This is a genomic window from Novosphingobium beihaiense, from assembly GCF_022832375.1.
Taxonomy (GTDB): domain Bacteria; phylum Pseudomonadota; class Alphaproteobacteria; order Sphingomonadales; family Sphingomonadaceae; genus Novosphingobium; species Novosphingobium beihaiensis.
On the sequence record NZ_JALHLG010000001.1, the window covers coordinates 133,569 to 145,887 of the forward strand.

At 65.2% G+C, this 12,319-nt stretch carries 13 protein-coding genes; 5 read left to right on the forward strand and 8 right to left on the reverse strand.

Translation table 11 applies throughout. From position 1 onward, the window contains the following. Positions 1 to 87 precede the first annotated feature (87 nt). From creD to MTR66_RS00710, 4 genes are all read right to left on the reverse strand, one after another. Positions 88 to 1,446 carry a cell envelope integrity protein CreD gene (gene creD, locus MTR66_RS00695; RefSeq protein ID WP_243917028.1) on the reverse strand — a complete coding sequence of 453 codons (1,359 nt, stop codon included), beginning with the start codon at positions 1,444 to 1,446 and terminating at the stop codon, positions 88 to 90. 160 nt (positions 1,447 to 1,606) lie between these two features. Continuing rightward, complete coding sequence (locus MTR66_RS00700) at positions 1,607 to 3,703, reverse strand: oxidoreductase (protein WP_243917029.1); 2,097 nt, start codon at positions 3,701 to 3,703, stop codon at positions 1,607 to 1,609. Between the two features lie 113 nt (positions 3,704 to 3,816). After that, complete coding sequence (locus MTR66_RS00705; protein ID WP_243917030.1) at positions 3,817 to 5,469, reverse strand: M56 family metallopeptidase; 1,653 nt, start codon at positions 5,467 to 5,469, stop codon at positions 3,817 to 3,819. Beyond that, positions 5,466 to 5,852, reverse strand: coding sequence for a BlaI/MecI/CopY family transcriptional regulator (locus MTR66_RS00710; protein WP_407673013.1), 387 nt, complete (start codon positions 5,850 to 5,852; stop codon positions 5,466 to 5,468). Before MTR66_RS00710 ends, MTR66_RS00705 begins: the two co-directional genes overlap by 4 nt. Positions 5,853 to 5,962: 110 nt before the next feature. On the opposite strand from MTR66_RS00710, the gene MTR66_RS00715 reads away from it, so the two are divergent. Both MTR66_RS00715 and MTR66_RS00720 read left to right on the forward strand, forming a co-directional pair. Then, a complete protein-coding gene (locus MTR66_RS00715; protein WP_243917032.1) occupies positions 5,963 to 6,214 on the forward strand; it encodes a type II toxin-antitoxin system ParD family antitoxin in 252 nt (83 codons plus the stop codon). Then, the gene (locus tag MTR66_RS00720) at positions 6,202 to 6,492 is read left to right on the forward strand and encodes a type II toxin-antitoxin system RelE/ParE family toxin (RefSeq protein ID WP_243917033.1); all 291 of its coding nucleotides are present in this window, start codon (positions 6,202 to 6,204) and stop codon (positions 6,490 to 6,492) included. Before MTR66_RS00715 ends, MTR66_RS00720 begins: the two co-directional genes overlap by 13 nt. 355 nt (positions 6,493 to 6,847) lie before the next feature. Here MTR66_RS00720 and sdhA read toward each other — a convergent pair whose 3' ends face one another. Genes sdhA through sdhC form a run of 3 tightly spaced genes read right to left on the reverse strand, consistent with a single transcriptional unit; the run spans position 6,848 to position 9,501 of the window. Further along, positions 6,848 to 8,656: a succinate dehydrogenase flavoprotein subunit gene (sdhA, locus tag MTR66_RS00725; protein ID WP_243917034.1), complete on the reverse strand. Its 1,809-nt coding sequence runs from the start codon at positions 8,654 to 8,656 to the stop codon at positions 6,848 to 6,850. Further along, positions 8,656 to 9,039 (reverse strand): succinate dehydrogenase, hydrophobic membrane anchor protein, encoded by a 384-nt coding sequence (gene sdhD, locus MTR66_RS00730; RefSeq protein WP_243917036.1) that lies wholly within the window; start codon positions 9,037 to 9,039, stop codon positions 8,656 to 8,658. Before sdhD ends, sdhA begins: the two co-directional genes overlap by 1 nt. Positions 9,040 to 9,051: 12 nt before the next feature. Continuing rightward, positions 9,052 to 9,501 (reverse strand): succinate dehydrogenase, cytochrome b556 subunit, encoded by a 450-nt coding sequence (gene sdhC / locus MTR66_RS00735; protein ID WP_243917037.1) that lies wholly within the window; start codon positions 9,499 to 9,501, stop codon positions 9,052 to 9,054. A gap of 149 nt (positions 9,502 to 9,650) precedes the next feature. Here sdhC and bla point away from each other — a divergent pair, with 149 nt between their 5' ends. Together bla and MTR66_RS00745 are read left to right on the forward strand one after the other, a co-directional pair. After that, the gene (bla, locus tag MTR66_RS00740) at positions 9,651 to 10,589 is read left to right on the forward strand and encodes a subclass B3 metallo-beta-lactamase (RefSeq protein ID WP_243917038.1); all 939 of its coding nucleotides are present in this window, start codon (positions 9,651 to 9,653) and stop codon (positions 10,587 to 10,589) included. 6 nt (positions 10,590 to 10,595) lie between these two features. Next, entirely contained in the window at positions 10,596 to 11,498 is a 903-nt protein-coding gene (locus MTR66_RS00745; protein WP_243917039.1) for a 50S ribosomal protein L11 methyltransferase, read from the forward strand. 10 nt (positions 11,499 to 11,508) lie between these two features. Here the strand turns inward: MTR66_RS00745 and MTR66_RS00750 are convergent, their stop codons facing one another. Next, positions 11,509 to 11,781, reverse strand: a complete 273-nt coding sequence (locus MTR66_RS00750) for a PilZ domain-containing protein (protein ID WP_243917040.1) — start codon at positions 11,779 to 11,781, stop codon at positions 11,509 to 11,511. A gap of 235 nt (positions 11,782 to 12,016) precedes the next feature. On the opposite strand from MTR66_RS00750, the gene sciP reads away from it, so the two are divergent. Further along, positions 12,017 to 12,319 (forward strand): CtrA inhibitor SciP, encoded by a 303-nt coding sequence (gene sciP, locus MTR66_RS00755; protein ID WP_243917041.1) that lies wholly within the window; start codon positions 12,017 to 12,019, stop codon positions 12,317 to 12,319.

The following is a 12,319-nucleotide window of genomic DNA, read 5'->3' on the forward strand; positions in this document are numbered from 1 at the left end:
GTCGAAGGGTGTGGAACGTGGCGCAGCGCCAGCGTCCTTCGACAGACTCAGGGCAGACAGGGCTTTCTCAAAATGCGCAGCGGGCGCTCACGCCTGCACCTCGCCATGGGCATGGCGGCCCACGCTCGCCCAGTCGACATGGCGCGTCGCGTACATCACCCCGGCCAGCGCCACGAAGAGCAGCAGCGAACCGATCATCAGCGACCACGCCTCCAGATTGAGCAGCACGAACAGCAGCGCATAGAGGCCGACCAGCAGCGCGCCAATGAACCGCGCCCGCTTCCAGCTTTTCAGCACGGCGGCGCTATAAGCCGTCAGCAGGCCGATCACCGCCGCACTGGCGGCCAGATAGGCGGCGGTAAAGCCGATCACTTCGGCAAAGGCCAGAAGCAGCACGAAGAACAGCACCAGCCCCGCCCCGGTCAGCAGATACTCCACCGAAGCCACCCGCGCCCCGCCGACAATGTCGAACAGGAAGAAGGCGAGGAACGTGAAGCCGATGAACAGAAAACCGTACTTCACCGAGCGGTTGACTTTGGAATAGAGATCCACCGTCTCGATCAGGCTGACGCTGACCGCACGGCTGGCGTTTCCGTTGAGCTCGGCACCGTCATAGCCGTAACGCCCTGAATCGCGCGGAACGCCATAATCCTCCGTCGACACCGGGGGCTGCCCCAGTGCGAGCTTGTCGATAGTGTAGCTGGCCTTGAAGCCCTTTTCGGAAACCTGCGGCTTTTCCGGCAGAAACGAACCTTCAAAGCTGGGGCTCGGCCACGGCGAGGATACGGTCCACACGGTCGAGCCGCCGCGCGGGACCAGACTGACCGTGCGGCTGCCACGCAGCCCGAAAGCATAATCGACCGAGATCCGGCCCGTGCCGTCCCAGTTCACGAAAGCGAAAAAGCCCTGCCCGCCCGAGGCCGCGGGACCGTTACCCGGCTGGACTTCGAGCGGCTTGCCATCGACCGAAATCGTGCCGCCGGTGGTCAGCCCGCGCGCGTCGGATGCACCGATGCGCAGCTCGGCCCGGCTCCAGAGAAGTTTGTCCTGTTTGACGCCGAACCGTTCGAGATCGCCGGGCAGCGCAAAAGTCGCCTTGCCCTCCGTCTTCGCCGTGAACAGCACCGAGCGGTAGATCGACTTGCGCCGCTCTTCGGGCGCGATCCGGGTCGAGACCGTGTTCGTCACAGGCGAAATGTAGAGCGGCTTTTCCACCTCTACGGCGCGGCTCACCTGCTTGCCGTCGACCGTTTCGGTCTGCGTCTGGGTGGTGCGGTAGGGCACGACCAGCACCGGACCGGAGAGCACTTGCGCCCCGCCCCATCCGGCATTGATGGAAGCCTGCGCGGTTTCCGACTGGTCCTGCCGGTCATAGACCAGCGCATAGACGAGCATCAGCGGCACGATCAGCACCATGCTGACCAGCGCCACGAACAGCAGCTTCATACCCGGCGACCGCTCCCGGTACGGTGCCTTAACCCTGCCTGCGTCTTCCATGCCTGCCCCTTGTCAGTCCCAATACCGGCCAGTCTCATACCGGCGAGCACTTCGCTATGCCCGCAAGAGCGCGCATCCGCCACCCCGCCTTTCCCCTCTCTGAACAGCATCAAGACGCAGGAACGGGCCTCGGCACATCCGCCGGAAACGGCATGACTTCCAGCGGGTCGGGCGCGAACCAGGCCTCGGCGAAACTGGCGGGCGCGCCGGGTTCGCCGATGGCGCGGGCGAACTTATGCCCTTCGTAGGGCGCCGCCGCCAGCATCCGCGCCGCCAGCGCATCGCCAATCGTGAAAAGCTGCGCCACCTTGCCTTCCAGCGCGCGGGCCAGCCCATCCTGCGGCACGCGGCCGGTGACAAGCACCACGGCATCGGCAGGTTCGATGCGCTCCTTCCCGGTATGGACATCGTAAAGCGTGACGGTATCCGCGCCGATCGCCCGCAGCCAGGTGGACGGCACCAGCCCCACCCCGGCCCGCTTCATCCGCGCGACGATGTAGCCCTCCTCCCAATTATCAGTGTTGCGCGCGGACACCGGCGAATAGCCCGCCGTGACAAAGCCCACATCGGCACCGGTCCCGGCGAGGATCTCGGCGATCCCGGTGCCCGTGTGATAACCTTCGGCATCGAAGACCCACACCCGCCCGCCGGGCCGCTCGCCGCCCAGCAGCACGTCTTCGGGCCGCAGGACATGGGGCTGGTCCCAGCCGGGAATGTCGCCATCCCAGGTGATCGAGCGCCCGCCCGGGCTGTAGCTGGCGCCCGTCGCGACAATCACGGCATCGGGCGCACCGGCCAGCACCATGGCCTCGTCCGCAGCCGTGCCCAGCCGCACATCGATGCCCAGCCGCTTCATCTCCCGCGCCCACCAGCCGATGGCGGCGGCATAGTGCCCGCGCCCTGGCAAGTCCGCCCAGAGCGCCAAAGCCCCGCCCAGTCTGTCACGCGCTTCGAACAGGGTGACGCTGTGCCCCTTTTCCGCCGCGACGCGCGCCGCCTCCATGCCGCCCGGCCCGCCGCCGATCACGGTCACGCGCTTGCTTGCCGCAGCCGGTTCGTAACTGTGCCGCCCCCAGAGGCGGTCGCGGTAGGAGGCCGGATTGATCGCGCAGCCCTGCGCCCCTTCGCCGCCTGCTGCCGTGCACCAGTTGCAGGCGATGCAGGTGCGGCTGCGCGCCTCGCGCCCATCGCGGGCGTTCTGCACGAAATCGGGCTCTGCAATGAGCTGGCGCGCCGCACCGATCACATCGCACACGCCCGCCTGCAAGGCCGCTTCGGCATCGGCCATGCTCGTCACATTCCCGAGCACGGACAGCACCGGCACATCGCCCGCCGCCCCGCGCACGGCTTCCACCCATGGGCGGTAGTACTGCGCCTTTTCGAATCCGGTCGGCATGCCGTGGCGGAACTGCTGCGGCTCCAGCCCGACGTCGAGATCGATATAGTCGATCAGCCCCTGCGCCGCGAGCGCGGCCACGACCTCACGCGCCGTGTCCGGCCCATAGCCGCCCGCAAGCTGCTCGTCGCAATTGAGGCGCAGGCCCACGGCGAATTGCTCACCTCCCCCCTCGCGCGCCGCGCGCAGGCTTTCGACAAGGAACCGCATGCGGTTCTCCAGCGAGCCGCCATATTCGTCATCACGCTCATTGAACCAGGGCGAGAGGAACTGCTGGATCAGCGCCGCATGGCTGACATGCAGCATGATCCCGTCAAACCCCGCTGCCGCCATGTTGGCCGCCGTCTCGCGCGTGGCCGCGATCATCCGGGCAATCTCCTCGTGCGACATGGCCCGCGTCGAATGCGCCCGCCCGCCATGGCCGAACTGGCGCACCGATGGCGCCATGGCGGGCGCGGGCGGGCTGAAAAGCTGCCAGTATCCCGCGCCGATCCAGTGATAGAACGGCTCGCCGAAGATCTTGCCGCCAGCCTCGTGGATGGCATCGGTCAGCACACGGAAGGCCGGTATGTTCACGGCCTCATGCGGGCTGGGCTGCCGGGTGCGGCCACGCTCGTGCATGGCCAGCGCCACGATCACGAGACCGCAGCCCCCACCCCTCACCCGCTCGGCACTATAAGCGGCAAGGTCGTCGGCAGGCTTGGTGCCCGCCGAAAGCGCGCTGCCGTGGGGGGCAAAGAAGAAGCGGTTCGGCAGCTCGACCGGCCCAAGCCGGACAGATGAGAACACTCCGGGGTATTTATCGTGCATGACCATATCCCTCCCGTCTTTTGGAAGAGGATATGGCGGCACAAACCCCATATCAACCGCGAAAAATGAAAGCACCGGAGCGATGAAACGCTTCCGGTGCTAAATAATGAGAGTCAACGCCCCTGACGGGCCTCCTCAAAGGCCTCGGCAATCTCGCGATCCAGATTGGCAAGGATCTCCGTGCGCGTCTTGCTGTCGATGTGACTGTTCGAGGCGATGGTGCTGCGGGCGGACTTGAGCGCGGTGATCGTCGCCGTCACCGCCGCCTTGGGCACGCCCGTGCAGATCACCACGGAGGTCTTGTTGCCGTCACGGCTGGTCTTCGTATGGCTCCGGCCATTGTCGGCAGGGCAATCCTCGTCGAGGATCATTTCCTGTGCGAGCTCGCGCTTGCCGTCCTTGCGCACGATGCGGATGACTTTCTTGCCACTGCGCGTCACCGCCTCCTCGACCCTCGGGGCCCGGGCGACAGCCTCTGCGGCCATCCGCTCTGCCTTGGCGGCGCGGCGTTCGGCTTGCGCTGCCTGGCGTTCGCTCTCCTGCGCTTTGGCTTCACTGATCCAGGCCTGCTTCGCGGCAAAGGACTGTTCGGGCGGGGCGGGAGGAGCCGGCGGCACAGGCGGCAGCGGAGGCTCGGCACTGACGTTCGGCGCGGCGGGCGGTTCGGGTACGGCGGGCGGCTCGGGCACATCGGCAAGTGCGAGATGCTCTGCCACCTCGTCCACGGCCGGGACCGGCGGAACGTCCGGCACATCGGGAACCTGCGCAACATCCGCGGCGCCGGTCTCTTCCATTGCGGCATAGCTGACCGTGGCCGTGGCCGGCACCGCGACGACGGCAACCGCGAACAGACTGCGGCCCAGCACCCGCCGCGCCGGACTGACATCCTTGTGCGCCAGCGCCTTGAGCCGGTGAATGATCGGCTTGGTCCCGGTCAGCGGCCCCGCCATCGGCGCGGCCAGCGCCAGCCGGGTTCCCGCAGCATAGGAAGCGATCAGGCGGCCATAACGCGCCCGCACTTCGCGATCGCGCCCGGCCATGACGCGGGCATCGCACGCCGCTTCCTGATCGCCGCGCAGCGCCCGCCACGCCGCCCAGGCCAGCGGATTGAACCAGTGAATGGCGAAAAGCGGCTGCATGAGGATGATCGCCAGCAGATCGTTACCGGCATGATGCTCCAGCTCGTGCGCGATCGCGAAGTCCGAGCTTTCCGAGTCGGTGTTCGCCAGGAACCCGGCAGGCAGGGCCACCACCTTGTCGAACACCCCGAAGGCCAGCGGCGCGGCCGCAGCGGGGCTTTCAACGATACGCACACCCTCCGCCGTCGCGACCTGATGCGCCTGCGCCAGGAGTTCGCGGCGCATCGTGAAGTAGTTCCAGCACCGCCATGCCAGGAACGCCGCGGCCCCCGTTAGCCAGAGCGTCAGCAACAGCCCGGTCCAAGGAACCTGCGCCAACAGGCCGGGCGCCGCTGCCTGCGCAGACACACCAAAAGCCGCGGGCATGGCCGCGCTTTCCAGGGCTCCTGCGGGCACAGCGGTTTGTACCGGCGCCGCCCCGGCCATGATCGGCTCGATCGCAACTTTGGGCAGCACGAACCCGCGCGGCAAGGCCAGTGGCGGCAGCACCAGCCGCAGCATCGGCAGCGCCCACAGCGCATAGGCCGCGTTCGGCCCGAACCAGCGGCCCACGGGCCTGCGCACCAGCAGCACCAGCGCCAGCAGCGCGCCGGTCATCACGAGCGTATCGGTCAGCCATTCGATCATGACTTCAGCTCCTTCAGCAGGGCTTCGATTTCAGCGATGTCATCGGGAGTGAGCGCTTCGGCCTGGGCCAGATGCGCAAACAGCGGCGCCGCGCGCCCGCCGAACAGACGATCGACCAGACGGCGGCTTTCGGTGCCCACATATTGGGCCCGCGCGATCTTCGGGGAATAGAGGAAGCGTTTGCCATCGGGCTCGGTCGCCACCGCCTGCTTGGTAACAAGGCGTGAAAGCAGCGTCTTGACCGTATTGAGGCTCCACCCGCGCGGCCCGCAAACCTGCTCGCACACTTCCTGCGCGGTCAGCGGAGAACGCTGCCACAGCGCCTCCATAACCGCCTGTTCGGCCTCGGAAATACGTTCGGGCTGTTCGGATGCGTCAGACAAGCGCGGCTCCATCGTTTACATGTGTAATCGACTACGTGTGTAAACATGAATGGCAGGTGAATGCTCAAGCAATCTTGGGGGCGGTACCAATATCTGGTATAAACCCGTTCATGGCAGCCAAAAACACCTCCATTGCGCTCGGCGACCACTTCGCCGCCTACGCGCGCCGCCAGGTCGAAACGGGCGAGTACACTTCGACCAGCGAAGTCGTGCGCGATGCGCTGCGGCTGCATGAGGAGCGCGCGGCGTTCAAATCGAAGCTGCTCGAAGCGATCGATGAAGGACTGGCCAGCCCGATCGATACTACGTTCGACATCGACACTTGGTTCAACGAGGAATTCGGCCCAGCGTGCGAAGGCTGATCTTTCGTACCGCCGCGTCGGAGGACCTGCGCCAGATTTCCAGATACACCAAGTCGGCATGGGGCACGGATCAGGCTCGAAAATACGCCGCACAATTGCGCGAGCGGATTAAAGCCCTGCGCGAATTCCCACTCCGCCATCCTCGGGTTGAGACCCGCCCCGGGCTGCACAGAATGCGCTGCGGGCAGCATACGGTGATTTATTGCGTCTCCGACGACGCCATCGAGATCGTGCGAATTCTGCACATAGCGTCGGACTTCGATGCGTGGCTAGTGTGAGAGGGCTGCGCGCGATCTTACGCGTTGTTTACAGTCGTATAGGGTAGCGCGACTGGAACAGAAAAGCTTACGCGAGACTCACCAACTGTCTTATTTTCCGAATTTTTGGAAAGCGAAGCTTCGAGAACCTTAATGTTCAACCCGCCCTCTTTGGCCCCGGACGTACTGCTTTCCACCGTCACAGCGACGTTGAAATCTATGCTCGTACGGTCGCGCTGCCCCTGTAGTCCCTCCATTGACGCGGGGAGAGGGTTTATGATCCCACCTAGTTCCCCCACATCATGGGACCTTATCGCCGACGATACTCCAGACATAATCTGGAGTATCGTTTCGGCAACAAAGTCCTGCAGGTCCATCAATACACGCGCGCCTTCGGCTTGATGTACTCGACATCGTCGGTCAGCGTGTATTCGTGAACCGGACGGTAATCGAGGCGAACCTCGCCGCCCTTGCCGCCCCAGCCGTTGAACCAGGCGGCGGTGTGCTTCATCCAGTTCTCGTCGTCGCGGTTGGGGAAGTCCTCGTGCGCGTGGGCGCCGCGGCTTTCCTTGCGCGCGTGGGCGCCGTGCAGCGTGACGGTGGCCGCACCGATCAGGTTGTCCAGTTCCATCGTCTCGACGAGGTCGGAGTTCCAGATCAGGCCGCGGTCCGAAACCTTGATGTCCTGCATCTTCTTGTAGACTTCGGCCATCGCGGCCTTGCCTTCGGCCATGACTTCGTCGGTGCGGAACACCGCGGCGTGGCCCGACATGGTCTGCTGCATCTCGGTGCGGATCTGCGCGGTCGGCGTGCCGCCGTCGGCGTGGCGGAAGTGATCGAGGCGGGTCAGCGCCAGGTCCGCCGAGTCCGCAGGCAGTTCGGGCTGCGCGGCCCCTGCCTTGACGGTTTCCTTGAGGCGGTGGCCGGTCGCGCGGCCGAACACGACAAGGTCGGTCAGCGAGTTGGAGCCCAGGCGGTTCGCGCCGTGGACCGACACGCAGGCCGCCTCGCCCACCGCGAACAGGCCGGGGACGACCGTTTCGGGGTTGCCATCGGCACCGATGGTCATGACTTCGCCGTGGTAGTTCGTCGGAATGCCGCCCATGTTGTAGTGGACGGTCGGAACCACCGGCAGCGGCTGACGGGTGAGGTCGACGCCGGCAAAGATCTTGCCCGATTCGGTGATGCCCGGCAGGCGCTGCGCCAGCACCTTGGGATCGATGTGATCGAGGTGCAGGTAGATGTGGTCCTTGTTCGGGCCCACGCCGCGGCCTTCGCGGATTTCGAGCGCCATCGAACGCGAGACGACGTCACGCGAGGCCAGATCCTTGGCCGAAGGGGCATAGCGTTCCATGAAACGCTCGCCTTCGGAGTTGGTGAGATAACCGCCCTCGCCGCGCGCGCCCTCGGTGATGAGCACGCCCGCGCCGTAGATGCCGGTGGGGTGGAACTGCACGAATTCCATGTCCTGCAGCGGCAGGCCCGCGCGCAGGACCATGCCCGCGCCGTCGCCGGTGCAGGTGTGGGCCGAAGTCGCGGTGAAGTAGCTGCGGCCATAGCCGCCGGTCGCCAGCACCACGGCCTGCGAGCGGAAGCGGTGGATCGAACCGTCATCGAGGCACAGCGCGATCACGCCAACGCACTTGCCGCCATCCATGATGAGATCGATGGCGAAGTATTCGATGAAGAAGTCCGCCGCGTACTTCAGCGACTGCTGGTACAGCGTATGCAGCATGGCGTGGCCGGTACGGTCGGCCGCGGCGCAAGTGCGCTGCACCGGCGGGCCGTCACCCATGTTCTGCATGTGGCCGCCGAACGGGCGCTGGTAGATCGTCCCGTCCTCGTTGCGGCTGAAGGGCATGCCGGCATGTTCCAGCTCAAGGATCGCGTCGGGAGCCTCGCGCACCATGTATTCGATGGCGTCCTGATCGCCCAGCCAGTCCGACCCCTTGACGGTGTCGTACATGTGCCAGGTCCAGTGGTCCGGCGTGTTGTTCTTGAGCGAGGCGGCAATGCCGCCCTGCGCCGCCACGGTGTGGCTGCGGGTGGGGAACACTTTGGTGATGCACGCCGTCTTGAGGCCAGCCTCGGCCGAGCCCATGGTGGCGCGCAGGCCCGAGCCGCCCGCGCCGACAACGACAGTGTCGTAAGTGTGATCGATAATCTTGTAAGCAGGGGCGGACATCAATGGGCTCCCAGCGCGAGGCGGATGACGCAGAAGGCACCGAAAGCGGCGCCACCGAATGCGGCGAAGTTGAGGGCGACAAGGCAGGCAAACTTGCTGCCATGCTCATGCACATAGTCTTCGATCATGACCTGCATGCCGAGACGGGCGTGCCAGAAGGTCGAGACGACGAGCAGGATCATGGCGACCGCCGGGATGGGGCGAGCCAGCCACTCCGCAACCGTGGCGTAGCTGAAGTCCGGCAGCAGCACGAGCGAGACGGCCAGCCACAGCACCAGCAGCAGGTTGCCGATGGCGGTAAAGCGCTGCACCAGCCAATGATGCGCGCCGGTCTTGGCCGAGCCGAGGCCGCGCACGCGGCCGATGGAGGTTCCGTTACCCATTGTTTCCGTTCCTCAGCGAAGCAGCAGGAGCGCCCAGAAGGCGGCGGTGAGGACCACACCCAGAATGGGCGACAGGATCGACCAGACCCGGTTGGTCTTGAGTTCGAAACCCGCGCCGACATCGAGCACGAAGTGGCGCAGGCCGCTCATCATGTGGGAGAAGAAAGCCCAGGAGATGCCGATCATCACAAGCTTGAGCACGATCTTGACCAGCGAAGCGATAACCGCCACGCCGTTCCAATCGAGCTTGCCCATATCCGCCCAGACCCAGCCGGCGAAGGTGTCATAGGCGGCAGGGCCGCTGGCCAGCGCGCCGAGCCACCACAGCAGCAGGCCCAGCCCGGCGACGGCTATGCCGTTGCCCGTGACGCGGTGCAAAATCGAAATGAACATGTGCGGGCCCCAGCGCCAGATCTGGAGATGGGGCGAAAGCGGGCGTTTCCTGGTGCCGGCGGTGGCCATGGTTTAGCGAATCCCCTTGCCTGCGGCAGCGCAGCACGCTGCCCTTGTCGAAGTCCCCTTAGCCAAATCACGGGCTGGTGCAAGTTCTGCAACGCAAGATAGTGCCTGCGGTTCTGGCATATCCCATGCCGCAGGCCTAAAGCACGGGCATGACTCGCCTGCTCAAGACGATCCTGCCTGCGGCGCTGCTGGCCGCCGCCCCGGCTGCGGCTTATGCGGCTCCGGCAGCGCCTGCAGCGCACACGGCGAAGGCGCTGGCCGAAGCCTGCGAAGGCCGCGATGGATGGATCGATCCCGCGCCGCCCGCACACATTTTCGGCAACACCTGGTATGTCGGCACGTGCGGCATCTCAGCGATCCTGATCACCGGCCCCGAAGGCCACATACTGATCGACGGCGGGATGGCGGAGGCCGCACCGCTGGTTCTGGCAAACATCGCCGTACTGGGATTCAAGGCGAGCGACGTACGCTGGATCCTCTCCAGCCATGAACATTTCGACCATGCCGGTGCCCTCGCCGCCCTGCAGCGCGCCACTGGTGCGCAAGTCGCGGCCCTGAAACCCGCCGCTGCCGTGCTGGAAACCGGAGAGCCCTCTTCCAACGATCCACAGTACGGCATGCTCAAGGGCATGGCGCCCGTCAAAGTGGACCGCATCCTCGCGGACGGGGACAGCATCGTCGCAGGCCCCATCGCGGCAACGGCGCATGCCACCCCGGCCCATTCCCCGGGCTCGACAAGCTGGACCTGGCAATCGTGCGACGAGACCTTCACCTGCCGCATGATCGCCTATGCCGACAGCGCAACGGCGATATCGGCGGACAGCTACCGCTTCTCCGAACATCCCGGCCGCGTGGCGCAAGTTCATGAAGGGCTGGCGCGAATCGCCGCCCTGCCCTGCGATATCCTGCTCACGCCGCATCCTTCGGCCAGCGCCATGATGGAACGGTTCGCAGGCAAGGCACCGCTGACCGATTCCACCGTCTGCCGGACTTATGCCGAAACCGCCAAGCGGCGCTTTGCAGCACGCCTGGCCGCCGAAAACGTTACAGACGCGGCCGAATCTGCCGCAGCGGAACTGAAAGACTGAAATACCGTGAGCTGGAAGATTACTGCCTTCGCCCCCCGTCCCGTGATCGAGGCCGCGCTGGTCGCGCATGAAGATGCGCTGGACTGGGATCCCGAAATCATTCTTTCCGGCAGCGAAGTGGCCGAGGACCGGCCGGACGACTGGCAGCTGGAAGCCTGGCTGTCCCACAAACCGAAAGCGGCGGATAAGGCGGCACTTGCCGCCCTGTTCGCCGGGGATGCGCCGAAGTTCACGATCGAAAAGCTGCCCGATACGGACTGGCTCGTCGCCAGCCAGCAGGATCTCCAGCCGATCCATGCCGGGCGCTTCCACGTCCACACCCCCGATCATCCGGCCCGCGACGAGCCGGGCCTGTTCGATTTCACCATTCCCGCCAGTCAGGCCTTCGGCACCGGCCAGCATGCCACGACGGCCGGATGCCTGACGATGCTGACGCACATGAAGGCGCAAGGCGCCGTAGTGCGCAATTGCGCGGACATCGGCACCGGCACCGGCCTGCTCGCCTTTGCCGCGCTGGCCCTCTGGCCGCGCGCACTGGCCACGGCCAGCGATATCGATGCGGTCTGCCCCGATGTGGTGAAGGCCAATGCGCAGAGCAACGGCGTGCCGATGGGACCAGGCGCAGGCCAGCTGGTCATGACCGTGGCGGACGGGATGGGCCATCCCCTGCTCGCCGCGCGCGGCCCCTACGACCTGATCATGGCTAATATCCTGGCAGGGCCGCTGGTATCGCTCGCCCCCGATTTCGGCGCAGCGCTCGTGCCTGGCGGACACCTGCTGCTGGCGGGGCTGCTGGAGACGCAGGAAGCCGCCGTGCGCGCCGCCTGCCGCAAAGCCGGGCTCCGGCTTGCGGCGCGACTCGTAAATGGCGACTGGTCGATTCTCTGGCTGCGCAAACGCGGACGTTAAGACCTCACGCTCAGGCCAGATAGAGATCCAGTCCGTGCACGGAACGGCAATGGCTGGTCAGCGCGTCCTGGTTCTTGCGGCTGAGCGGACGGTCAAAAGCGAACCCGACACGGTCCTCCACGACCCACCGCACCGTGCCGACGACAGGCTGTAACCCTTCGAGATTAAAGCGAAAACGCTGCCCCGGTGCAATGCTGTCCTGCTTGACGACGAACTGGCAGCCCTCGGCAAACACGTGTTTAGCCAGAGCCGTGCAAGCACGCTTATGCGCCACTGAAATCATGATCCTATCCGATGTCCCGGAAACTCTTCGAAGGGCTCGTCCGGAAAAGTAATTAGGATAGGTTAACGGTGCGTAAAGAAACCTTAACTTCTCAAAACTCAATTTTGCATATATTTTTCAACATATTACGCAATTTCGTGTAAATTCGAATTAACCATCTTGAGAGAGGTGACGTTAACGGTTTTCGCCAAGAATCTAGAGCCAAGGGGGGTTGGTACTGACAAAGGGACCAGCCATGCTTCAATCTGATCTCGACCGGCCCGATACGGTTATCGGGCCACTGGGCGAGGCGCTTGGGAAGGAAAACCTGCCGCCGCCCAATACGTCCCGCTGGGTCGTAAGGCGCAAGGCCGAAGTTGTCGCTGCCGTCAATGGCGGACTGCTGACGATTGCCGAAGCCTGCGAACGCTATAGTCTCACTCTGGAAGAACTCGCATCCTGGCAGCGTGCCATCGACCGCGAAGGCATGGCCGGACTGCGCGCGACCCGCGTGCAGCACTACCGCCAGGTGCATGAGCGCCAGGGCCGCTATTCCTGA